At 65.5% G+C, this 23,730-nt stretch carries 21 protein-coding genes and 2 tRNA genes; 2 read left to right on the top strand and 21 right to left on the bottom strand.

What is annotated here, in order from left to right:
• Positions 1-70 precede the first annotated feature (70 nt).
• Together DD542_RS20630 and DD542_RS20625 are read left to right on the top strand one after the other, a co-directional pair.
• On the top strand, positions 71-2,143 hold the full coding sequence (locus tag DD542_RS20630) for a UvrD-helicase domain-containing protein (protein ID WP_127806888.1): 2,073 nt from the start codon (positions 71-73) through the stop codon (positions 2,141-2,143).
• Between the two features lie 17 nt (positions 2,144-2,160).
• Entirely contained in the window at positions 2,161-2,640 is a 480-nt protein-coding gene (locus DD542_RS20625) for a hypothetical protein (protein WP_127806887.1), read from the top strand.
• Positions 2,641-2,651: 11 nt separating this feature from the next.
• Here DD542_RS20625 and DD542_RS20620 read toward each other — a convergent pair whose 3' ends face one another.
• The 21 genes from DD542_RS20620 to DD542_RS20520 all read right to left on the bottom strand — a co-directional run bounded on the left by DD542_RS20620 (position 2,652) and on the right by DD542_RS20520 (position 23,728).
• Positions 2,652-3,050: a hypothetical protein gene (locus DD542_RS20620; protein ID WP_066160503.1), complete on the bottom strand. Its 399-nt coding sequence runs from the start codon at positions 3,048-3,050 to the stop codon at positions 2,652-2,654.
• Positions 3,040-3,462, bottom strand: coding sequence for a YkgJ family cysteine cluster protein (locus DD542_RS20615; RefSeq protein WP_066160506.1), 423 nt, complete (start codon positions 3,460-3,462; stop codon positions 3,040-3,042). The genes DD542_RS20620 and DD542_RS20615 overlap by 11 nt, the downstream gene beginning before the upstream one ends.
• Positions 3,463-3,516: 54 nt before the next feature.
• Positions 3,517-3,592, bottom strand: a tRNA-Phe gene (locus DD542_RS20610).
• 40 nt (positions 3,593-3,632) lie between these two features.
• Positions 3,633-4,325, bottom strand: a complete 693-nt coding sequence (locus DD542_RS20605; RefSeq protein ID WP_127806886.1) for a response regulator — start codon at positions 4,323-4,325, stop codon at positions 3,633-3,635.
• A gap of 30 nt (positions 4,326-4,355) precedes the next feature.
• A complete protein-coding gene (locus DD542_RS20600; protein WP_241559614.1) occupies positions 4,356-6,608 on the bottom strand; it encodes an ATP-binding protein in 2,253 nt (750 codons plus the stop codon).
• Between the two features lie 22 nt (positions 6,609-6,630).
• Positions 6,631-7,260: a DUF4390 domain-containing protein gene (locus DD542_RS20595; protein ID WP_066160512.1), complete on the bottom strand. Its 630-nt coding sequence runs from the start codon at positions 7,258-7,260 to the stop codon at positions 6,631-6,633.
• Positions 7,261-7,300: 40 nt separating this feature from the next.
• Positions 7,301-8,638 carry a 16S rRNA (cytosine(967)-C(5))-methyltransferase RsmB gene (gene rsmB / locus DD542_RS20590; RefSeq protein WP_127806885.1) on the bottom strand — a complete coding sequence of 446 codons (1,338 nt, stop codon included), beginning with the start codon at positions 8,636-8,638 and terminating at the stop codon, positions 7,301-7,303.
• 4 nt (positions 8,639-8,642) lie between these two features.
• A complete protein-coding gene (locus DD542_RS20585) occupies positions 8,643-9,626 on the bottom strand; it encodes a M48 family metalloprotease (protein WP_066160518.1) in 984 nt (327 codons plus the stop codon).
• Positions 9,627-9,645: 19 nt separating this feature from the next.
• On the bottom strand, positions 9,646-10,239 hold the full coding sequence (locus tag DD542_RS20580; protein ID WP_079365074.1) for a LemA family protein: 594 nt from the start codon (positions 10,237-10,239) through the stop codon (positions 9,646-9,648).
• Positions 10,240-10,400: 161 nt separating this feature from the next.
• On the bottom strand, positions 10,401-14,615 hold the full coding sequence (rpoC, locus tag DD542_RS20575) for a DNA-directed RNA polymerase subunit beta' (protein WP_066160524.1): 4,215 nt from the start codon (positions 14,613-14,615) through the stop codon (positions 10,401-10,403).
• A gap of 26 nt (positions 14,616-14,641) precedes the next feature.
• Positions 14,642-18,766 (bottom strand): DNA-directed RNA polymerase subunit beta, encoded by a 4,125-nt coding sequence (gene rpoB / locus DD542_RS20570; protein WP_127806884.1) that lies wholly within the window; start codon positions 18,764-18,766, stop codon positions 14,642-14,644.
• 262 nt (positions 18,767-19,028) lie between these two features.
• Positions 19,029-19,406 (bottom strand): 50S ribosomal protein L7/L12, encoded by a 378-nt coding sequence (gene rplL, locus DD542_RS20565; protein WP_066160529.1) that lies wholly within the window; start codon positions 19,404-19,406, stop codon positions 19,029-19,031.
• 42 nt (positions 19,407-19,448) lie between these two features.
• Positions 19,449-19,973, bottom strand: a complete 525-nt coding sequence (rplJ, locus tag DD542_RS20560; RefSeq protein WP_127806883.1) for a 50S ribosomal protein L10 — start codon at positions 19,971-19,973, stop codon at positions 19,449-19,451.
• A 248-nt stretch (positions 19,974-20,221) separates the two neighbouring features.
• Positions 20,222-20,917: a 50S ribosomal protein L1 gene (gene rplA, locus DD542_RS20555; RefSeq protein WP_066160536.1), complete on the bottom strand. Its 696-nt coding sequence runs from the start codon at positions 20,915-20,917 to the stop codon at positions 20,222-20,224.
• A 1-nt stretch (position 20,918) separates the two neighbouring features.
• Positions 20,919-21,350 carry a 50S ribosomal protein L11 gene (gene rplK, locus DD542_RS20550; protein ID WP_066160539.1) on the bottom strand — a complete coding sequence of 144 codons (432 nt, stop codon included), beginning with the start codon at positions 21,348-21,350 and terminating at the stop codon, positions 20,919-20,921.
• 113 nt (positions 21,351-21,463) lie between these two features.
• Positions 21,464-22,033 (bottom strand): transcription termination/antitermination protein NusG, encoded by a 570-nt coding sequence (gene nusG / locus DD542_RS20545; protein WP_066160542.1) that lies wholly within the window; start codon positions 22,031-22,033, stop codon positions 21,464-21,466.
• Positions 22,033-22,416: a preprotein translocase subunit SecE gene (secE, locus tag DD542_RS20540; RefSeq protein WP_066160545.1), complete on the bottom strand. Its 384-nt coding sequence runs from the start codon at positions 22,414-22,416 to the stop codon at positions 22,033-22,035. Before secE ends, nusG begins: the two co-directional genes overlap by 1 nt.
• A 152-nt stretch (positions 22,417-22,568) precedes the next feature.
• Positions 22,569-22,644 (bottom strand) — tRNA-Trp (locus DD542_RS20535).
• Positions 22,645-22,674: 30 nt separating this feature from the next.
• Positions 22,675-22,860 carry a hypothetical protein gene (locus tag DD542_RS24230; RefSeq protein ID WP_127806882.1) on the bottom strand — a complete coding sequence of 62 codons (186 nt, stop codon included), beginning with the start codon at positions 22,858-22,860 and terminating at the stop codon, positions 22,675-22,677.
• A 14-nt stretch (positions 22,861-22,874) separates the two neighbouring features.
• Positions 22,875-23,240, bottom strand: coding sequence for an iron-sulfur cluster insertion protein ErpA (erpA, locus tag DD542_RS20525; protein WP_066155176.1), 366 nt, complete (start codon positions 23,238-23,240; stop codon positions 22,875-22,877).
• Positions 23,241-23,329: 89 nt separating this feature from the next.
• On the bottom strand, positions 23,330-23,728 hold the full coding sequence (locus tag DD542_RS20520) for a polymer-forming cytoskeletal protein (protein ID WP_066155179.1): 399 nt from the start codon (positions 23,726-23,728) through the stop codon (positions 23,330-23,332).
• Positions 23,729-23,730 lie beyond the last annotated feature (2 nt).

Raw genomic sequence — 23,730 nt, 5'->3', positions numbered from 1 at the left:
GTGTCGCGCCGGCGCGGCAGACACCCCCCGGTATCATTCGCCGCTCCGCCCTGCCCCCTCTCCCGCCCTCATGTCCTCCCCCGGCCCCGGCCTCAACCTTGCCCAGCTCGACGCTGTGAACCACCTGGGCGGCCCCAGCCTGGTGCTGGCGGGCGCCGGTTCGGGCAAGACGCGGGTGATCACGCACAAGATCGGCCGGCTGATCCAGGCCGGGCTGGCGGCCGACCGCATCGCGGCCATCACCTTCACCAACAAGGCCGCCGCCGAGATGCGCGAACGCGCTGGCCACCTGGTGGGGCGCGACGCGCGCAAGGTGCTGATCTGCACCTTCCACGCACTGGGCGTGCGGCTGCTGCGCGAAGACGGCCAGGTGCTGGGCCTCAAGCCACAGTTCTCCATCCTCGACACCGACGACATCACCAGCCTGCTCAAGGACTGTGGCGGCACCACCGACGCCAACACCGCGCGCGGCTGGCAGTGGACCATCAGCAGCTGGAAGGGTGAAGGCATGACCGCGGCCGATGCCCTCAAGCGCGCCAAGGACGAGAACGAGCGCGTGACCGCGACCATCATGGCCCGCTACGAGGAACGGCTGACCGCCTACCAGAGCGTGGACTTCGACGACCTGATCCGCCTGCCGCTCAAGCTGCTGGGCGAACACCCCGAGGTGCGCGAGAAGTGGCAGAAGAAGCTGGGCCACGTGCTGGTGGACGAGTACCAGGACACCAACGCCACGCAGTACGAGCTGCTCAAGCTGCTGGTGGGCGAACGCGCGCGCTTCACCGCCGTGGGCGACGACGACCAGTCCATCTACGGCTGGCGCGGCGCCACGCTGGACAACCTCAAGAAGCTGCCCATCGATTTCCCGCAGCTGCGCGTGATCAAGCTGGAGCAGAACTACCGTTCCACCAGCGCCATCCTGCGCGCGGCCAACCACGTGATCGGCCCCAACCCCAAGCTGTTCCCCAAGACGCTGTGGAGCGACCTGGGCGAAGGCGAACCGGTGCGCGTGGTCGACGCCGACAACGAAGAGCACGAGGCCGAGCGCGCGGTGGCGCGCATCCAGAGCCTGCGCGCGAACTCGCAGTACAAGGAGTGGCGCGACTTCGCCATCCTCTACCGCGCCAACCACATGGCGCGCTCGTTCGAACAGGCGCTGCGCCGTGCGCAGATTCCCTACAAGGTCTCGGGCGGGCAGAGCTTTTTCGACAAGGCCGAGATCCGAGACCTGTGCGCCTGGCTGCGCCTGATCACCAACAACAACGACGACCCGGCTTTCCTGCGCGCGGCCACCACACCCAAACGCGGCATCGGCCACACCACGCTGGGGCAGCTGGGCACCTTTGCCACGCAGTACAAGCTCAGCCTGTTCGAGGCGCTGTTCTCGCATTCGCTACCCAGCGCGGTGAACAGCCGCGCCATCACCGCGCTGCACGAGTTCGGCCGGCAGGTGAACGACCTCGAATACCGCGCCCGCCACACCGTCGGCCACGAGGCTGCGCTCGCCTTTTTGCTGCAGTGGCTCAAGGACATCGGCTACGAACAGCACCTGTACGACAGCGAAGAGAACGAAAAGATCGCGGCCGCGCGCTGGACCAATGTGATGGACTTCGTGGACTGGGTGGCCGGGCGCTGCGGCGGCAAGATGGAAGACGATGGCGCGGGCGTGCAGGTCGAAACCGAGCGCAAGAGCCTGCTCGAAGTCGTTCAGACCATCGCACTGATATCCACGCTCTCCGACCGCGAACAGGACCAGAACGTGGTCACCCTGTCCACCCTGCACGCGTCCAAGGGACTGGAGTGGCCGCACGTGATGCTGGTGGGCGTAAACGAAGGCCTGCTGCCCTTCAAGACCGACGACGCCGACAGCGACCTCAGCGCCGAACTGCTGGCGCTGCGCGTGCAGGAAGAGCGGCGCCTGATGTACGTGGGCATCACGCGCGCCCAACGCACGCTGGCGGTGAGCTGGCTCAAGCGCCGCAAGAAGGGCCGCGAGAGTGTGCCCGGCACACCCAGCCGCTTCATCAAGGAAATGGCGCTGGACCAGGCCACGGTGAAGGAAGACCCGCGCGAGAAGCTGCGCGCGCTGCGGGCCGAGTTCGCGCAGCGCGCGGCCGCCGCGCCCAAGCCGGAGGCGATGTGAGGCGGCCCGCACCTTCCGTGCTTGCCCTGGCGCTGACCAGTCTGGCGCTGCTGGGCCTGACGGCCACTGCCCGCGCCCAGTCGCCGCAGGCCCCGCGTGCAGCCTCCTGCCCCACCGCGACCGAGCTCAGGGCCCAGGACCTGCACGGTCTCTGGCGCCTGGTCCTCTGGCCCGAAGGCGGCAGCGAATCGGCACCCGCCTCCACCGGCGCCATGCTGTTCGGGCCCCATCCCGAATACCCCGGCAGCGTGCGCGGGCGGCTGCGGCGCTCCGGCCCGGGGGCCGACCTCGAAGCCGAGGTGGCGGGGGACGTGGGCGACGACGGCGAGTTCAACCTCGACGAATCGGCCGACGGCCGGTCCATGGACGCGGTGTGGACCGGCCAGCCCTCGGACTGCGGCCGGACCATCCGGGGCCAGCGCCGCCCCGCCGAAGGCCGGTCCGACGCCGGCCCGGCGCTGCAGTTCCTGTTGCAGCGGGCGCCCGCGGGACACTGAGCCGCCGGCCCTCAGGGCTGCGTGTCGTCCAGCAGCCCCGCGCCCAGTTCGCGAATGCGCTGGTCCTCGTAGTAGCCGCCGTATTCGGTGTAGCGCAGGAAGGGACGCGCGCAGGCCCTGCAGACCCACACATCGCACCGGTTGTAGGGAAAGAAGGCTGGGGCGATGGGCGCATCGGGCGACCAGGCGTGCGTGCCGCGCGGATGGTGTTCCAGCAGCGTGGGCTCGTCGATATGCCCGTCGCGCAGCGTGCCGACGCACCGCAGAGCGGACAGGTCGAAGGTGGCCGGCACCGAGTCCCAGCCGGCGCCCACCAGCGGCGCACAGGCCGAGCAGCGCCCCGGCTGTCGTGCCGCTGCCAGCGCACGCAGGTCGTCGGCCAGCAGGCGCGGCAAATGCTCAGCGGTCATGACCCGTGCCTCCCGTCTGGCGCTTCGCTCCGTAAGGGCAGTGGTTTGGCCGCGGCCCCACCTGCGGGTGCTTGCGGCAGGTGTCGGGCCGCTGCTCGTAGACGGTGCAGCGGCGCGTCTTCGCGTCCAGGAAGTGGCAGTCACCGCTGGCCCGCCGCGCGATGGTGAAGACCTCGTGCTTGAAGTTGAAGTGGTCGATCAGACCGGCTTTCTCCAGCCGTCGGGCGATCTGCTTGGGTGCCTCGTGCTCGACCTCGAAGACGTCCACGATGCCCAGCCGCACAAGATCGGGCAGCCGCACTTCCAGCGGCATGGTGCAGCAGTTGGCCTGGCAGCTGTCGCACATGCCGGCGCGGTAACGCGTCCAGGTCTCGGTGCGGTCGACGTCGACGATGTGGATCGAGGATCTCATGGAGGAGACAGCCACAAAGCAAAACGCCCAGCGGGTGCTGGGCGTTCTGGAATTTGGTGGCCTGGGGCGGAATCGAACCACCGACACGCGGATTTTCAATCCGCTGCTCTACCAACTGAGCTACCGGGCCAAGAGCTCTCGATTATAGCAGTACTTTTGCGCGAGGCCGATCAAAGTGCATTGCGCTTGCTGCGCGCCAGATCCACCCCCAGCTGCTTGAGCTTGCGGTAGAGGTGGGTGCGCTCCAGGCCGGTCTTCTCCGCCACGCGGGTCATCGAACCGGACTCCTTGGCCAGGTGGTATTCGAAATAGGCCTTCTCGAACTCGTCCCGCGCCTCGCGCAGCGGGCCGTCGAGGTTGAAGGACTGATGAGACTGCGGCCCGATGTCCAGCACCATCTCGGGCAGGGTGCCGCCGGTCATGGCCGCCTCGACCGTGAGGTCGGCGGGTGCCATCTGCAACCCGGGCTTTTGCATCACCGGGGCCATCGGCTTGTGCATGGACTTGTTCAGACCAATATCCACTGCCTTGAGCAGCTTCTGAAGCGTGATGGGTTTTTCAAGAAAGGCGGTGGCGCCGATGCGCGTGGCCTCGACCGCCGTGTCGATGGTGGCGTGGCCACTCATCATGATCACCGGCATGGTCAGCATGCCGGAGCTGGCCCATTCCTTGAGCAGTGTCACGCCGTCGGTATCGGGCATCCAGATGTCCAGCAGCACGAGATCGGGTCTGAGCTGGGTGCGCACACTGCGCGCCTGGGCGGCGTTCTCCGCCAGTTCGACGGTGTGCCCTTCGTCGTTGAGGATCTCGGAGAGCAGGTCGCGGATGCCCAGCTCGTCGTCTACTACCAGAATAGTTGCCATGGTCCCGAAAGTGTCCCTCGTTCGATGTTGTCAATTCGCAACTGCGAATGATAACGACACTTGCGCCCCCGTCACTTTGTTCTCCGTCATGCGGTTGCCAATGTCGACCCGGCCGCCGTGCTCCTCCATGATTTTCTTGACCACCGCCAACCCCAGTCCGGTGCCCTTGGACTTGGTGGTCACATAGGGCTCGAAGGCGCGCTTGAGGATGTGTTCGGCAAACCCGGGCCCCTGATCGATCACCGCCAGCCGGACCCAGGGCCCGCTGTCGGAACGGCGCGTGCGCAGCAGCACAAAGGCGTCGGTCTGACCGGCCATGGCGTCCTGCGCGTTCTGGACCAGGTTGTGCACGATCTGGCGCACCTGCTGCGGGTCGGCCATCACGGGCGGCAGTTGTTCGGCCAGCTCGGTCCGCACCGGGATCGCCGCGTGGTCGTAGAGCACCAGAATGTCCTTGATCAGGGCATTGAGGTCGGTGGGCGCCAGGTGCGCCGCCGGCAGGCGGGCGTAGTCGCGAAATTCGTTGACCAGCCGCTTCATCGCATCCACCTGGTCGACGATGGTGCGCACCGACTTGTTGAGGATGGCCTGTTCGGAGGGCTGCACCTTGCCTTCGAGCTTCATCGCCAGCCGCTCGGCCGAGAGCTGGATCGGCGTCAGCGGGTTCTTGATTTCGTGCGCCAGACGCCGTGCCACGTCGCCCCAGGCCTGTGCGCGCTGGGCCGACACCATCTCGGAGACGTCATCGAACACCAGCAGCCGCTCGTTGTTGGGCAGCAGCGCGCCGCGGGCGATCAGGGTGATGCTGCCTTCGACCGGCAGGCGGTCGTGCTCCCCGAGCTCGAACGACTGCTGCCAGTGACCACCGCCATGCGGCGTGTCGTCCGACAGGAAGCGCTCGAACTGCTGCATCACCCCCTGTCCGAAGGCTTCCAGCCCCGGCAGCTCGGTCAGCGGCTGGCCCAGGTGCAGGGCCAGCGGTGTGCGCAGGATGCGCGAGGCGCCGGGGTTGACGCTGCGCAGCCGCCCCTGCTCGTCCAGCACCGCCACGCCTGCGGTGAGGTTGTCCAGGATCGTCTGCAGGTTGTCGCGTGCCGCGTCCACCTGCTGCATGCTGCGCTGCACCGTCTCTCGTGCATCGGCCAGTTCCTGGGTCATGCGGGCAAAGGTGCGCGTGAGCCCGGCCAGTTCGTCGCGCGAGGCCATGGCCGCCTTGGGCGAGAGGTCGCCTTGCGCCACCTCTCGCATGCCCTCGGCCAGCACCAGCAGCGGCCGCACCATCTGGTTGCCCAGCACCACGGCCAGCAGCACGGCGCCGAACACGGACAGGAACAGCGCCAGGGTCAGGGTGCCGATGTACATCCGCCGCAGGCCTTCGCGACCCAGGGCACGCTCCTGGTATTCGCGGTTGGCCACCTGGACCGCCAGCGCGTCGGTGACCAGCGCCTCGGACAGCGGCACCACCACCTGCAGGTAGCGCGGTTCATCGTCCAGATCGAAGCCCGGCGCGCTGACCAGTGCCAGCACCTTGATGCGGGCCTGGCCGAGCGCCAGCCCCTCGATGTCGCTGTCTCCGGCGTCCCGTTCCTCCAGTCCTTCGACCTGCGCCACCACCCGCTTGGCGCGCACGGTGCGCAGCACCGCCAGCGGCGGCCGGTTGGGTGTGAAGTCGAAGCGGGATGCGCCCGCCGTGGCCAGCGCCTGCCCGGACGCGCTCCAGAGCACCATGTCGCTGGCCCCCAGCCGCGTGCGCAGGCGTTCCATGGCCAGCAGCGCCGACGAGCGGGGCTGGCGCGCCAGCTCCTCCGCCACCATGCGGGTTTTTTCCCCCAGGTCCGCACTCATGGTGTCCAGGGTGGTGCGCCCGAGGTTCAGGCCGGCGGCCAGGGCCGACTCGACGCGCACGTCGAACCAGCTTTCGATGGAACGCGACACGAACTGGTAGGACACGGTGTAGATGAGCACCCCCGGCAGCACGCCCACCAGCCCGATGATGGCGGCCAGCTTGAGCAGCAGCCGGCTGCCGAAGCGCCCGAGCCGGAACCGCATGTAGAGACGCACGGCCAGCCACACGATGATCAGCGCCAGCAGCACCGCCACCGCCACGTTCACCATCGCCAGCCAGCCGAAGTTCTGTTCGTAGAAGGCGCGGTTGCGGGTGGCCAGCGTGAGCAGGAACATCAGCACCAGGCCCAGACCGGCCATGAACACCAGCGCCACCAGCAGCGCCCAGCGCCGCCGCCGGGAGGCCTTGGGGTCGAGCTTGGGGTCGTCCCGTTTCACCTGGTTCACCTCCACCGCGGGGTCAGCGGGTGTCTCCCGTGGCAGTTGCGGGCGCGCCCTCGCCATCGTTGCGGGTCGGCAGGTCGAAGCTGCGCTGCACCTCGATCAGCCACTCGGGCTGGTTGGCCATGCCGATCTGGAAGGGTCGCGGCAGCAGCGACAGGTCCAGCCGGAAGCGCCACTGGGCGCGGTAGTCCACCCCCTCCTCCAGGCGTCCGGGCTCCACGATGGTCCAGCCCGCCACCCGGCTGACGGAGGCCAGCGCCTCGTCCAGATCGTCGAAGTTCTGGTGCAGTGCGTACTGCAGCCCCGCGGCGTTCGGGGCGCCGTCGGTGGAAACACTGACGCGCCAGCGTCGGGTCAGCGGCTGGTAGGCCAGACGCACCGTGCGAGAGGCCGAACCCATGCGCTTGTCGGTCCAGTACCAGCGCTCCCGGACCACGTCGGCCTGCCAGACAAAATAGAGCGGCACACCCTTGAGCAGGGCGTCTTCCACCGGGGGAGAGGCTTCCAGGGCCAGCCGCACCGACAGCTTGGCGCCATCGGCGCTGCGCTGGACCGTGCTCTGCAGCACCTCCGGTTCGCGGGCCATGGCCGGCGCCGCCAGCATCAGGCACCACAGCAGCACGCCGGCCAGCAGACAGGTCCACACCCGTCGCCACGGCCGGACTGTCGGTCCGGGCGTCACGGGATCAAGGCCTCGCCTTGTCCATGCGGGCGTAGAAAAATCCGTCGTATCCACCCGGATCATTGTCGTTGAACTCCCCGTTGACGATGACAGTTCCGGGTCGCAAATGCCCTGGGGAAGGGAGCGCAAGGGCGTCGGTGTGGCGCTCAAGGAACGCATCGACCTGTTCCTGCCCCTCGGCACGAAAGACCGAACAGGTGCAATAGACCAGGCGCCCGCCTGGCTTGAGCAGCGGCCAGAGGGTGTCCAGCAGCCGGCGCTGGATCGCCACCAGCTGCCCGACATCGCCCGGGCGGCGCAGCCAGCGCACGTCCGGGTGGCGGCGCACGATGCCCGACGCGGTGCATGGCGCATCCAGCAGGATGGCATCGAAGGGGCGGCCGTCCCACCAGCCCGAGGGCTCCCCAGCGTCGGCGGCCCGCACCTCGGCCTGCAGGCCCAGCCGTTGCAGGTTCTGGTGGATGCGCTCGCAGCGGCGCGGATCGACGTCCAGCGCCAGCAGGCCCAGGTCGGCGCGCTCCAGCAGATGGGCCGTCTTGCCACCCGGCGCCGCGCAGGCATCCAGCACCCGGTCACCCCGGCGCCAGTCGCGGCCCTCCAGCAGCAGGCCGGCCGCCAGCTGGGCCGCGCCGTCCTGCACGGAACACAAGCCCTGGTCAAAACCGGGCAGCCTTTCCACGGGTTGCGGCGAGGCCAGCAACAGCCCGTCGTCGCCAAGCGGCGATGCGCCGATGCCCTGTTCGGCCAGCTGCGCCGCGTACGCCTCGCGCGTCACGCGGCGGCGGTTCACGCGCAGCACCATGGGGCCGGGCTGGTTGCTCGCCGCCAGGATGGCCTCCCAGTGGGCGGGATGGTCGCGCCGCACGCGCTCGACCCACCAGGCCGGGTGGTTCCAGAGGGCAGACGGGTCCTGCCGGGCCTGCGCCAGCAGTGCCGACGATTCGCGCAGGTAGCGCCGCAGGCAGGCGTTGAGAAAGCCGGACTGCATGCGCGTGTCGCGCCCGCGCTTGGCGGCGTCGACCGCCTGGTCGACCAGGGTGTGGGGCGGGTAGGAGGCGCCCTGCCCGTCGCCGATCAGCAGGGCCAGCGCGGTGTGCAGCAGCGCCAGCGCCGCGGGGGCCGGCGGGCGCCGGGCCAGCAGCCGCGCCACGGCGCGGGCCGTGCCCAGGTGACGGAGCACCTGAAAGGTCAGGGACTGCACGCCGGGGCGCAGGCCCGACGGCACCTGGGGCAGGACCTCGGTCAGCGAGCGCCCCTGTTCGACCGCGAACACGCAGCGCGCCACTTCGTGCAACTGGTCGCTCAGGCGGGGCACCTGGCGCGGAGAAAGAGCGTCGTTCAAAGGATCAGGCCTGGTTCAAGGGCAAAGGCGCCATGCGCCGTCCGTAAATGCGGCGCACACGTTCTTCGAGAGAGGGATGGGAGTCGAACCAGTGTGCCATGCGCCCCTCTTCGGTACCGACCAGCAGCATGTGCTGCACCATGGAGCCGATGCGACGCGACTGCACACCCTCGTTCTGCTGGCTCATCACCTTGCGCAGCACGCCGCCGATACCGTCGCGGCTGCGCGTCCACTGCACCGAGCGGGCATCGGCCAGGAACTCGCGCTGGCGCGAGACCGCGGCCTGCAACGCGTGGCCCGTCATCCAGCCCAGCCAGCCAGCGCCCATCAACGCCAGCCCGAGCAGGGTCGCAAGGGTGCGGTGTTCGCGGATGTCGGGTTCGGCCAGGTCCTGGCCCATACGAAACAGCATCTCCAGCCCGAACACCATGCCCACCAGCCGCATGTTAAGGCGGGTGTCGCCCTCGCGAATGTGGCTGAATTCGTGCGCCACCAGCCCCTGCAGTTCCTCGCGGCTCAGGTGTTCCAGCGCGCCGCTGGTCACCGCCACCACCGCGTCGTCCTCGTCCCAGCCGGCGGCGAAGGCGTTGATGCCCTCGTCTCGCGCCAGCACCATCGCCACCGGTCGTTTCATGCCCGACGAGATCGCCATCTCGTCGACGATGTTGGCAAAGCGCTGCTCGGCGAAGTCGCTGGACTGCGCCAGCCGGGCGCCCATCTGTTCTGCCAGCACCCGGCCGCCACGCGACAGGCGGGACGTCTCCAGCCACCAGCCCCCCAGCACGAACAGCAGGGTCACGGCGGTGTTGACCTCGAAGAAATAGTGTGGATACCCCGCGCCGGGCACCCAGAAGCTCCAGGTGAGCCCCCAGGCGAGGGCCAGCGCGGCATTGACCAGCACGACCAGCAGCAGCACCGCTACACCAAAGGCCAGCAGCAGCCGCAGCGTGCGGACGCGCGCTTCTCGCTGCGATTCGAAGATCAGCACGGGCCGGGGACAGCGCCGTTCAGAAAGACACCTTGACCGGCTGGCGCTCGGCCTCGCTGGTGGTCGAGGCCAGCATGGACTGGGTCTGGAAGTTGAACAGGCGCGCGATGATCAGGGTCGGGAACTGCGCCGCCGCGTCGTTGAATTCCAGCACGTGGTCGTTGTAGGCCTGGCGCGCGAAGCCGATGCGGTTCTCGGTGCTGGCCAGTTCCTCGCTGAGCTCGCGCATGGTCTGGTCGGCCTTGAGTTCCGGGTACGCCTCGGCCACCGCCATCAGGCGCCCGAGCGCACCGCCGAGCACCTGCTCGGCCCCGGCCAGCGCGCCGATGGCGCCAGCGTTCAGCGGACTGGCCGCGGCCGACTGCTCGGCGCTGCGGGCCTGGTTGCGCGCCGCAATCACAGCCTCCAGCGTCTGCGCTTCGTGGGCCAGGTACTTGCGTGCGACTTCGACCAGGTTGGGAATCAGGTCGTAGCGGCGCTTGAGCTGCACGTCGATCTGACCAAAGGCGTTGGCGATCGCGTTCTTCAGACGGGTCAGGCGGTTGAAGGCTCCGACGGCCCAGAACACCACCAGCAGAGCGGCAGCCAGCAGGATCCATGACACAGGCGACATCTCGAACGCTCCTTCGTGAGGCGCCGGGACCGCCCCGGCGGGCGTGCGCAATATAGCCCAAGCCCCTGACCACCCCGGTGTGGAGCGCCCATGAAAAACGCCCCCGGCCTGACGACCGGGGGCGTTGAAGGATCGGACGGCGGTTCCGTCCTGGTGCCGGCTTATTCCGACGCTTCGCCGGAACCGGCGGCTTCGGCCTGGTCCGCGGCCAGCGACAGCGCGTCGGCCTCGGCGATGGCGCGGCGCTCCTCGTCGTCCATCTTTTCCTTGACCTTGCGGGCTTCGTGATAGGCCATGCCGGTGCCCGCGGGGATCAGGCGGCCGACGATGACGTTTTCCTTCAGGCCGCGCAGCTCGTCCTTCTTGCCCATGATCGCGGCTTCGGTGAGCACGCGGGTCGTTTCCTGGAAGGACGCGGCCGAGATGAACGAGTCGGTCGACAGCGAGGCCTTGGTGATGCCCAGCAGCACGTTGGAGTAGGTCGCGGGGATCTTGCCTTCGGCGCGCAGGGCGTCGTTGGTGTTGAGGATCTCCGAACGCTCGACCTGCTCGCCGGCGATGTAGGACGAATCGCCCGGGTTCTCGACCACGACGCGGCGCAGCATCTGGCGAACGATCACCTCGATGTGCTTGTCGTTGATCTTCACACCCTGCAGACGGTAGACGTCCTGCACCTCGTCGACGATGTAGCGCGAGAGCTCTTCAATGCCCAGCAGGCGCAGGATGTCCTGCGGATCGGCCGGACCGTCCACCACGCTCTCGCCCTTGTTGACCACCTGGCCTTCGTGCACCAGGATGTTCTTTTCCTTGGGGATGAGCTCGTCCCAGACCTTGCCTTCCGGATCGGTGATCTGCAGGCGGACCTTGCCCTTGGTTTCCTTGCCGAACGACACGGTACCGGTCATCTCGGCCAGCATGCCCTTGTCCTTCGGGCTGCGGGCTTCGAAGAGCTCGGCCACCCGTGGCAGACCGCCGGTGATGTCGCGGGTCTTCTGGCCTTCGACCGGGATGCGCGCCAGCACGTGGCCGGGGCCGACGTCCTGACCGTCGCGCACTTCCAGCAGCGCGCCGATCTGGAAGCCCACCGTCACCGAGTGATCGGTGCCGGGGATCTTCACTTCCTGGCCTTGCGCGTCCAGCAGCTTGACCAGCGGACGCACCACCTTGGCCGAACCGCGGTGCTTCGGATCGATCACCACCAGCGAGGACAGACCAGTCACGTCGTTGACCTGCTTGGCCACCGTCAGACCTTCTTCCACGTTCTCGAACTTCACCGTACCGGCGAATTCCGTGATGATGGGTCGGGTCAGCGGGTCCCAGTTGGCGAGGATGGCGCCGGCCTTGATCTGCTGGTCGGCCTTGACCGACAGCGTGGCGCCGTAGGGCACCTTGTGGCGCTCGCGCTCACGGCCGTGTTCGTCGTGGATGATGATTTCGCCGGAACGCGCAATCACCACCAGCTCACCCTTGGTGTTGGTCACGTAGCGCATCGTGGCGTTGAAGCCGATCACGCCCGAGGACTTGGCTTCCACGCTGGAGGCCACGGCCGCACGCGACGCGGCACCACCGATGTGGAAGGTGCGCATGGTCAGCTGCGTGCCGGGCTCACCGATGGACTGGGCAGCGATCACGCCGACCGCTTCGCCGATGTTCACCAGACCGCCACGACCCAGGTCGCGGCCATAGCACTTGGCGCAGATGCCGAAGCGGGTCTCGCAGGTCAGGGCCGTGCGGACCTTCACTTCGTCCACGCCAGCGGCCTCAAGGTCGTCGAGCATGTCTTCGTCCAGCAGCACGCCGGCGCCCAGCAACACCTTGCGGGTTTCGGGGTGGATCACTTCCTCGGCCGTGGTGCGGCCCAGGATGCGGTCGCGCAGCGACTCGATCACTTCACCGCCCTCGACGATGGCGCGCATCAGCGTGCCATTGGTCGTGCCGCAGTCTTCCTGGTTCACCACCAGGTCTTGCGTCACGTCCACCAGACGGCGTGTCAGGTAACCGGAGTTCGCCGTCTTCAGCGCCGTGTCGGCCAGACCCTTACGGGCGCCGTGCGTGGAGATGAAGTACTGCAGCACGTTCAGACCTTCACGGAAGTTCGCCGTGATGGGGGTTTCGATGATGGAGCCGTCCGGCTTGGCCATCAGGCCGCGCATGCCGGCCAGCTGGCGGATCTGGGCCGCGGAACCGCGGGCGCCCGAGTCGGCCATCATGTAAATCGAGTTGAACGATTCCTGGTCGACTTCCTTGCCCGACGCGTCAATGGTCTTCTGCTTGGCCAGCTGGGCCATCATGACCTTGGAGATCTCGTCACCGGCCTTGCCCCAGATGTCCACCACCTTGTTGTAGCGCTCGCCGGCGGTCACCAGACCGGAGGCGTACTGCTGGGCGATTTCCTTCACCTCGGCTTCGGCGCGCTCGATCACGCCGGCCTTCTCCTTGGGCACCAGCATGTCGTCCACACAGATCGAGATGCCGGCGCGGGTGGCCAGACGGAAACCGTTCTGCAGCAGCTTGTCGGCGAAGACCACGGTCTCCTTCAGACCGCACTTGCGGAAGGAAGCGTTGATCAGCTTGGAGATTTCCTTCTTCTTCAGCGCCTTGTTCAGCACCTCGAAGGCCAGGCCCTTGGGCAGGATTTCCGACAGCAGGGCACGGCCCACGGTCGTGTCCACCAGCTTGGTGGAGGGCACGAACTCGCCGGTTTCCTTGTTCTTGGTCCACTCGGTCAGACGCACGCTGATCTTGGCGGTGATCTCGACCACGCCGTTGTCCAGCGCACGCTGCAGCTCGGCCAGGTCGGCGAAGACCATGCCTTCGCCCTTGCCGTTGATGCGCTCGCGGGTCGCGTAGTACAGACCCAGCACCACGTCCTGCGAGGGCACGATGGAAGGTTCGCCGTTGGCGGGGAACAGCACGTTGTTGGAGGCCAGCATCAGGGTGCGGGCTTCCAGCTGGGCTTCCACCGACAGCGGCACGTGCACGGCCATCTGGTCACCGTCGAAGTCGGCGTTGAACGCCGCGCAGACGAGCGGGTGCAGCTGGATGGCCTTGCCTTCGATCAGGATGGGCTCGAAAGCCTGGATGCCCAGACGGTGCAGCGTGGGTGCACGGTTCAGCAGAACCGGGTGCTCCTTGATGACCTCTTCCAGGATGTCCCACACCACCGGCGTGCCGGATTCGACTTCCTTCTTCGCCGCCTTGATGGTGGTGGCGATGCCCATGGCTTCCAGGCGCGAGAAGATGAAGGGCTTGAACAGCTCCAGGGCCATCAGCTTGGGCAGACCGCACTGGTGCAGCTTCAGGGTCGGGCCCACGGTGATGACGGAACGGCCCGAGTAGTCGACGCGCTTGCCCAGCAGGTTCTGGCGGAAACGGCCGCTCTTGCCCTTGATCATGTCGGCCAGCGACTTCAGGGCGCGCTTGTTGGCGCCCGTCATGGCCTTGCCACGGCGGCCGTTGTCCAGCAGCGAGTCCACGGCTTCCTGCAGCATCCGCTTTTCGTTGCGGGCGATGATTTCAGGAGCCTTGAGTTCCAGCAGGCGGCGCAGACGGCTGTTGCGGTTGATGACGCGGCGGTACAGGTCGTTCAGGTCGGAGGTCGCGAAGCGGCCGCCGTCCAGCGGCACCAGCGGACGCAGGTCCGGCGGCAGCACGGGCAGCACGTCCAGCACCATCCACTCGGGCTTGATGCCGGATTTCTTGAAGGCTTCCAGCACCTTCAGGCGCTTGGCGTTCTTCTTGATCTTCAGCTCGGAGCCGGTCAGGTCGTTGCGCAGCTTCTCGATCTCGATGTCGAGGTCGATGGCCTGCAGCAGTTCCTTGATGCCCTCGGCGCCCATCTTGGCGATGAACTCGTCGCCGTATTCCTTGCGCTTGGCGTCGTAGTCGTCCTCCGACATGATCGCGAACTTCTTCAGCGGGGTCATGCCCGGGTCGACGATCACATAGGCTTCGAAGTACAGCACGCGCTCGATGTCGCGCAGCGTCATGTCCAGGATCAGGCCCAGACGCGAAGGCAGCGACTTCAGGAACCAGATGTGGGCGCAGGGCGCGGCCAGGTCGATGTGACCCATGCGCTCGCGGCGCACCTTGGTCTGCGTGACTTCAACGCCGCACTTCTCGCAGATCACGCCGCGGTGCTTGAGGCGCTTGTACTTGCCGCACAGGCACTCGTAGTCCTTGATGGGGCCGAAGATTTTGGCGCAGAACAGACCGTCGCGCTCGGGCTTGAACGTGCGGTAGTTGATGGTCTCGGGCTTCTTGACTTCACCGAAGGACCAGGAGCGGATTTTTTCCGGCGAGGCCAGACCGATGCGGATCGCATCGAAGTGTTCGTCGGGCGTGAACTGCTTGAACAGGTCGAGCAAGGATTTCATGAATTGCTTTCCTTTTCTTCAGTGAATCAGGAGCGGTCCAGCTCGATGTCGATACCGAGCGAACGGATTTCCTTGACCAGCACGTTGAACGACTCGGGCATGCCCGCGTCGATCGAGTGCTCGCCTTTGACGATGGACTCGTACACCTTGGTGCGGCCCTGCACGTCGTCGGACTTGACGGTGAGCATTTCCTGCAGGATGTAGGAAGCGCCATAGGCCTCCAGCGCCCACACTTCCATCTCACCGAAACGCTGGCCACCGAACTGGGCCTTGCCGCCCAGCGGCTGCTGGGTGACCAGGGAGTACGGGCCGGTGGAACGGGCGTGCATCTTGTCGTCGACCAGGTGGTGCAGCTTGAGGTAGTGCATGTAGCCCACGGTGGTCTTGCGCTCGAAGGCTTCGCCGGTGCGACCGTCGTAGAGCTGCGCCTGGGTGCGGGTCTCGGTCAGGCCCTTGGCCTTGGCGACGTCGTCCGGATAGGCCAGCTTGAGCATGTCCATGATCTCCTGTTCGGACGCGCCGTCGAACACGGGCGAAGCGAACGGGACCCCGTTGGTCAACTCCTGCGCCATCACGCGCAGCTCGTCGTCGGACAGCTCGGACAGGTCTTCCTTGCGGCCAGTGGCGTTGTAGATCTGCTCCAGGAAACCGCGCACTTCGGTCATCGCGGCTTCGCGCTGCAGCATGTCGCCGATGCGCTGGCCCAGGCCCTTGCCGGCCCAGCCGAGGTGGACTTCCAGCACCTGACCGATGTTCATGCGCGAGGGCACGCCCAGCGGGTTCAGCACGATGTCGACCGGCGTACCGTCGGCCAGGTGGGGCATGTCTTCCACCGGGGTGATCTTGGACACCACACCCTTGTTGCCGTGGCGGCCGGCCATCTTGTCGCCGGGTTGCAGGCGGCGCTTGACGGCCAGGTACACCTTGACCATCTTGAGCACGCCAGCCGGCAGCTCGTCACCCTGGGTGAGCTTCTTGCGCTTCTCTTCGAAGGCCAGGTCGAAGCTGTGGCGGGTCTGCTCCATGGAGTTCTTGATCGACTCCAGCTGGGCGGCCACGTCGTCTTCCGCCGGGCGGATGTCGAACCAGTGGTACTTCTCAACCTCGTCCAGGTAGGCCTTGTCGATCTTGGTGCCCTTGGCCAGCTTCTTCGGACCGCCGTTGGCGACCTTGCCGGTCAGCAGCTTCTCGATACGGTCGAAGGCGTCGGCCTCGACGATGCGCAGCTGGTCGTTCAGGTCCAGGCGGAAGCGCTTGAGCTCGTCGTCGATGATCTGCTGGGCGCGCTTGTCGCGCTGGATGCCTTCGCGGGTGAAGACCTGCACATCGATCACGGTGCCCTGCGAGCCCTGGTCCACGCGCAGCGAGGTGTCCTTCACGTCGGAGGCCTTCTCGCCGAAGATCGCGCGCAGCAGCTTCTCTTCCGGCGTCAGCGTGGTCTCGCCCTTGGGCGTGACCTTGCCCACCAGCACGTCGCCAGGCTGCACTTCGGCGCCCACGTAGATGATGCCGGAGTCGTCCAGGCGGTTGAGCTGCTGCTCGGCCAGGTTCGGGATGTCGCGGGTGATTTCTTCGGCGCCCAGCTTGGTGTCGCGCGCCATCACCACCAGTTCCTCGATGTGGATGCTGGTGTAGCGGTCGTCGGCCACCACGCGCTCGCTGATCAGGATCGAGTCCTCAAAGTTGTAGCCGTTCCAGGGCATGAAGGCGATCAGCATGTTCTGGCCGATCGAGATCTCGCCCAGGTCCGTCGACGCACCGTCGGCGATCACATCGCCCTTGGCCAGCTTGTCGCCGCGCTTGACGATGGGGCGCTGGTGGATGTTGGTGTTCTGGTTGGAACGCTGGTACTTGATCAGGTTGTAGATGTCCACACCCACTTCGCCAGCCACGGCCTCGGCGTCGTTGACCCGGATCACGATGCGGGTGGCGTCCACGTAGTCCACCACGCCGCCGCGGCGGGCGGTCACCACGGTGCCGGAGTCGATCGCGGCCACGCGCTCGATGCCGGTGCCGACCAGCGGCTTTTCCGGACGCAGTGTGGGCACGGCCTGACGCGACATGTTGGCGCCCATCAGTGCGCGGTTGGCGTCGTCGTGCTCCAGGAAGGGCACCAGCGAAGCGGCCACCGACACGATCTGCGCCGGCGACACGTCCATGTACTGGATGGTGTCGGCCGGTGTCAGGATGGATTCACCCTTCTCACGGGCAGAGATCAGGTCACCGGTCAGGCGACCTTCGGCGTCCAGCGTCGCGTTCGCTTGGGCGATGACGTACTTGCCTTCCTCGATGGCCGACAGGTAGTCGATCTGGTTCGTCACCTTACCGTCCACCACGCGGCGGTACGGGGTCTCGATGAAACCGTACTCGTTCAGGCGGGCGTACAGGGCCAGCGAGTTGATCAGGCCGATGTTCGGACCTTCCGGCGTTTCGATCGGGCAGACGCGGCCGTAGTGGGTCACGTGCACGTCGCGCACCTCGAAGCCGGCGCGTTCGCGGGTCAGACCGCCCGGGCCCAGGGCCGACACGCGGCGCTTGTGGGTGATCTCGGCCAGCGGGTTGGTCTGGTCCATGAACTGCGACAGCTGGGACGCGCCGAAGAACTCCTTCAGGGCCGCGGAAATCGGCTTGGAGTTGATCAGGTCGTGCGGCATCAGCGGCTCTTGCTCGGCCTGACCCAGACGCTCCTTCACGGCCTTCTCGATACGCGCCAGACCGGTGCGGTACTGGTTCTCGGCCAGTTCGCCGACGCAGCGCACGCGGCGGTTGCCCAGGTGGTCGATGTCGTCGACTTCACCGCGGCCATTGCGCAGGTCCACCAGGATCTTGACCACGGCAAGGATGTCGTCGTTGGACAGCACCATCGGACCAGTGGCTTCGTCGCGGCCCACGCGGGCGTTGAACTTCATGCGGCCCACGCGCGACAGGTCGTAGGTGTCCGGGTTGTAGAACAGGCGGTGGAACAGGGCCTGCACCGCGTCTTCGGTCGGCGGCTCGCCGGGGCGCATCATGCGGTAGATGGCCACGCGGGCAGCGAACTCGTCGACGGTTTCGTCGGTGCGCAGGGTCTGGCTGATGTAGGCGCCCTGGTCCAGTTCGTTGGTGTAGATGCAGGGCAGTTCCTGCACGCCGGCCGAGCGCAGCTTCTTCAGCAGGGCTTCGGTCAGCTCGTCGTTGGCTTTGGCGATGATCTCGCCGGTGTCCGGATCGACGATGTTCTTGGCCACCACGCGGCCGATCAGGAAATCTTCCGGCACGCTGATGTGCGTGGTGCCCGACTGCTCCAGCTCACGGGTGTGGCGCGCGGTGATGCGCTTGTCCTTGGCCACCACCACCTTGCCCGACTTGTCGGTGATGTCGAAACGGGCCACCTCGCCGCGCAGGCGCTCGGAAACGAAGGCCATCTGGGCGCCGCTGTCCATCAGGCGGAAGTGGTCGTTGACGAAGAAGTTCGCCAGGATGGTTTCCGGCGTCAGGCCGATGGCCTTGAGCAGGATGGTGACCGGCATCTTGCGGCGGCGGTCGACACGGAAGAACAGGATGTCCTTGGGGTCGAACTCGAAGTCCAGCCAGGAGCCGCGGTAGGGAATGATGCGGGCCGAGAACAGCAGCTTGCCCGAGCTGTGCGTCTTGCCCTTGTCGTGCTCAAAGAACACACCCGGCGAGCGGTGCAACTGCGACACGATGACACGCTCGGTGCCGTTGATGATGAAGGAGCCCTTGTCGGTCATCAGGGGCACTTCGCCCATGTAGACCTCTTGCTCTTTCACTTCCTTGACCACCTTGGACTGGGCGGTCGAGGACTCGCGGTCATAGATGATCAGCTGCACGCGCGCGCGCACGGCGGAAGCGAAGGTCAGACCGCGGGTCTGGCACTCGCGCACGTCGAACGCCGGCTTGGCCAGGTTGTATTCGACGAACTTCATCTCGACAAAACCGTTGTGCGAGACGATGGGGAAGGCGGCTTCGAAGGCGGCCTGCAGCCCCTCGGGGGTGCGCTTCTTGGGCGCGGTGTCGGCCTGCAGGAACGCGGTGTAGGCGTCTTTCTGCATCTGCAGCAGGTAGGGAATCGCGAGCACGTTCTCGCGGCTGCCAAAGCTCTTGCGGATGCGCTTGCGTTCGGTGTAGGAATATTTCGATGCGGATGCCATGAGATCTCCGGGCTTGAGGTCTGCGGCGACTGATCAGCCAAACCGTCGCTCTCAAGGCGGCGGGTGACGGGCTTGGCGGCAGGCCACTACCTGCCGTTGGCGGACGACCTGCGCGTTGCACGCAGGCCCGGACCAAGTGGTCTTCTGCAGTCGGGGTCAGAAGACACGGATAAGAAGACTCTGCGAATCTGCTTATCGGTGTTCTGAAAGCACCAAAGGCTGGAGGCCCTTTCGAGCACTCCAGCCCCTGACCAGAACCGAATTACTTGAGTTCGGCCTTGGCGCCGGCTTCCACCAGCTTCTTGACGGCGGCTTCGGCGTCGGCCTTGGCAACGCCTTCCTTGACGTTCTTCGGAGCGCCGTCGACCAGATCCTTGGCTTCCTTCAGACCCAGACCGGTGATTTCGCGCACGGCCTTGATGACGGACACCTTGTTGGCGCCGGCTTCGGTCAGCACGACGTTGAACTCGGTCTTCTCTTCAGCGGCTGCGGCAGCGGCACCGCCACCACCAGCGGCCGGAGCAGCCATGGCTGCGGCGGACACGCCGAACTTCTCTTCAATGGCCTTGACCAGGTCATTGAGTTCCATGACGGTCATGCTGTCCAGCGCCGTCAGAAATGCGTCTTTATCGAATGCCATTTTGATTTCCTAACAATTGGTTAAACGAACTCACTGCGCCGATCAGGCTGCAGCAGCTTCTTCTGCCGGAGCGGCAGCGCCTTCGCCTTTTTTGGCCGCCAGGGCACCCAGCACCACGGCGGTGCGGGAGATCGGCGACTTCAGCAAGCCACACAGCTGGGCCAGCAGCACTTCCTTCGAAGGAATGCTGGCGAGCTGCTTCACGCCGTTCTGATCCAGGACTTTGCCGCCGTAAACGCCACCGCGGATGACCAGCTTGTCGTTGGTCTTCGCGAACTCGGCCACCACCTTGGCGGCGGCCACAGCGTCTTCGGAGAAGCCGTAGATCAGCGGACCGGTCATCTGGTCGCCGGCCACTTCGAACGGGCTTCCGGCCACAGCGCGGCGCGCCAGCGTGTTCTTCAGAACACTCAGGCTGACACCGCTGTTGCGTGCCTTCACGCGCAGTTGGTCCATGGCAGCAACCGTGATGCCGCGGTATTCCGCCATCACGAGCGTTTGAGCTTTTGCGGCGAGGCTGGTCACTTCGGAAATGACCGCTTCTTTCTCACTGCGATTCAGACTCAAGGTCTACTCCTTCAATGTGCTTGGGGCTTGCGCCCGTCCACACGCTTCATTGCAGCGACCAACTGTTGAGGGAAACGGGTTCCATCTGCAGCGGGATCGCCATCTGCGCTGGCTTTCTCCGATTAAGTCGTCGAATCCGGAGATCCGTTGACACCAGCGGTCTTGGATGGCCCCACCTGCTGACCTCGCGGCCGGCGGGCAGGCCCACCACACCCGGGACGCCGGAGCGCCTCGGGAATCTCTTGCAATTACGCCGAGATGGACTGGGTGTCCACGCGGACGCCCACACCCATGGTCGACGACACCGCCACCTTGCGCAGGTACACACCCTTGCTGGTGGCCGGCTTGGCCTTGTTCAGCGCGTCGATCAGGGCTGCCAGGTTGCCTTGCAGCTTGTCGGCGTCGAACGAGCGGCGGCCGATCGTGCCGTGCACGATGCCGGCCTTGTCCACGCGGAATTGCACCTGACCGGCCTTGGCGTTGCGCACAGCCTGGGCCACGTCGGGCGTCACTGTGCCAACCTTGGGGTTGGGCATCAGGCCACGGGGACCCAGCACTTGACCCAGGGTACCGACCACGCGCATCGCGTCGGGAGAGGCGATCACGACGTCGAAGTCCATCTTGCCGGACTTGACCTCTGCAGCCAGGTCGTCCATGCCGACGATGTCGGCGCCAGCGGCCTTGGCTTCTTCGGCTTTGGCCCCCTGGGCGAACACGGCCACGCGCTTGGTCTTGCCGGTGCCGTTGGGCATCACGACGGCACCGCGCACCACCTGGTCCGACTTCTTGGCGTCCACGCCGAGCTGGATGGCCACGTCGATGGATTCGTCGAACTTGGCGTTGGCGCACTCCTTGACGATCGCCAGAGCGTCGGTCAGGGCATACAGCTTGTTGCTGTCGACTTTGCCTTCAAAGGCTTTTTGCTTCTTGGTCAGCTTGGCCATGTCACACGCCCTCCACGATCACGCCCATCGAACGGGCAGAACCAGCGATGGTCTTGACGGCTGCGTCGATGTCGGCAGCGGTCATGTCCTTCATCTTGGTCTTGGCGATTTCTTCCAGCTGAGCGCGGGTGATCTTGCCGACCTTCTGCTTGTTGGGCACCGGAGAACCCTTGTCCAGCTTGATCGCCTTCTTGATCAGCGTCGTGGCCGGAGGGGTCTTGATGATGAAGGTGAAGCTCTTGTCCGCGAAGGCGGTGATCACCACCGGCAGCGGCAGACCGGGTTCGACGCCCTGGGTCTGGGCGTTGAACGCCTTGCAGAACTCCATGATGTTCAGACCGCGCTGACCCAGCGCCGGACCGATCGGGGGGGAGGGGTTGGCCTTACCAGCTGGCACTTGCAGCTTGATGAAGCCGACGATTTTCTTCGCCATGTTTTAGCTCCTGCGAGTGCAGACGGCTGTCATGAAGACAACCTCCTCGCGGTTGAAACCCGGAAAGGACGGAAGCCGCGGGCGCCGGGTGAAACCGCCTGCGGCCAAAAACATCAGGTCTTCTCGACCTGACTGAACTCGAGCTCGACCGGCGTGGCGCGACCGAAGATGGTCACCGAGACACGCAGCTTGTTCTTTTCGTAGTTGACCTCTTCGACGGTGCCATTGAAGTCGGTGAACGGGCCTTCCTTGACGCGCACGTACTCGCCCACCACGAACTCCACCTTGTGGCGCGGCTTGTCGGTACCTTCCTGCATCTGGCTGACGATCTTCTGCACATCCTCTTCAGAGATCGGCGCCGGCCGGTTCTTGGCACCACCGACGAAACCGGTCACCTTGTTGGTGTGTTTCACCAGGTGCCAGGTATCGTCATCCATCACCATTTCCACCAGCACGTAGCCAGGGAAGAACTTGCGCTCGGTGGTGCGTTTCTGGCCGTTCTTGACCTCAACCACCTCTTCGGTCGGCACCAGGATGCGACCGAACTTGTCCTGCATACCAGCCCGGTTGATGCGCTCGACGATGTTGCGCTCGGCAGCTTTTTCCATGCCGGAATAGGCATGCACCACATACCAGCGCATGCCTTCCGTCGGCGTCCCCAGCAGACTGTTGTTTTCGCTCATTATTTTCTCCACCCCAGAATCAGATCGTAGAACAGCCACTCCAGGGTCTTGTCGGTCAGCCAGAGGAAAAGCGCCATCACCACGACGAAGGCGAACACATAGGCCGTCATCTGGATCGCTTCTTTGCGGGCCGGCCAAACCACCTTCTTGGTTTCTCGCCAGGAATCGCGCCCGAACGCTACCAGCTGCTTGCCAGACTCGGACACACCGAACACCGCCACCGCAGCCAGAACGCCCACGATCAGGGCACCCCATTGCGCAATAGCGCCTTGCGCGGACAAAAGGTAGAACGCGACAAATGCACCCAGAAGCAAGGCGACGGCAACCGCCAGCTTGGCCTTGTCGGCACCTGTGTTGACGGTTTGTACTTCGGAAGTGGCCATGAGATACCAGAAGATGCTTGACTTGTGGGCGAGACCAGAACCCGAAAGCCCCAGACACGCAAGCCCACCAGAAGTCTGAAAGACTTCGGCGGGCCTGATGACACTCAACAGACAGGACCCAAGATCCTGAACGACTTACTCGTCCTGTTGGGTGGCAGGGGCAGAGGGAATCGAACCCCCAACCTTCGGTTTTGGAGACCGACGCTCTGCCAATTGAGCTATACCCCTACTTGGCTGAAATCCTGACGAGCAGGAAGATTACGCAATGATCTTGGCCACGACGCCGGCGCCGACGGTACGACCGCCTTCACGGATGGCAAAGCGCAGACCTTCTTCCATTTCTGAAGCAAAAAACGCCTTGGGTTGCACCAAGGCGTCTCTTGTGTGCCCCCGCTCATCCGTTTTGACACGGACTGCATTGGCTCCCTTTTTTGTTGTGCCGATCCTGACAGCAGGTATCAGGCGCTGAAACTGGACCCGCAGCCGCAGGTGGTGGTGGCATTCGGGTTGCGGATCACGAACTGGGCGCCTTCGAGATCTTCCTTGTAGTCGATCTCGGCACCCACCAGGTATTGATAGCTCATCGCGTCGATCAGCAGGGACACGCCGTTCTTGGTCATCTGCGTGTCATCTTCGTTGACCACTTCGTCGAAGGTGAACCCGTACTGGAAGCCGGAGCAGCCACCGCCCTGCACGAACACGCGCAGCTTGAGGTCCGGATTGCCCTCTTCAGCCACCAGATCGGCCACTTTGGCGGCGGCACTGTCGGTGAAGATCAGCGGGGCGGGCATTTCGGTCTGGGTGGTTTCGGCGACGGCGCTCATGGTGTTCCTCGGTACGGTGGGGCGATGGCGTGCAAGCCGGGCTCACACGTTCAAGCTCGAATGGTAGGGCAAATCACTCGGAATTGTGCTCAGGCGTTGTTTGCCGCCAGTTTCAGTGTGGGTTTGTCCTCGAGGTCGCCGGTCATGGGCTTGAGCTGGCCCGCAATGGTGGCGCCCTGGTGCATCTCCAGCGACTTGTAGGACACATCGCCCTCGATGCGGGCCTTGGGTTGCAGCTCCAGCAGTTCCAGTGCGAACACCGGTCCTTTGACCGTGCCGTTGATGATCACGTGATCGGCGTGGATCTGGCCCGTCACGCTGGCCAACTCGCTGATCACCAGGATGCTGGGCTGCTCGTCGCTGGCACGGATGTCGCCCACGACATCACCATCCACGCGAAGGCCATCGTGAAACAGCACGTTGCCCTCGATCCGGGTGCCCTGCGCGATCAGGCTTTTGATGGGAGGCTGTTTCTTCTTGTTGAACATGT

This window comes from Hydrogenophaga sp. NH-16, from assembly GCF_004006415.1.
Lineage (GTDB): Bacteria > Pseudomonadota > Gammaproteobacteria > Burkholderiales > Burkholderiaceae_C > Hydrogenophaga > Hydrogenophaga pseudoflava.
The sequence above is the reverse complement of the archived record's forward strand: the minus strand, read 5'-3'. Positions and strand labels throughout refer to the sequence as shown.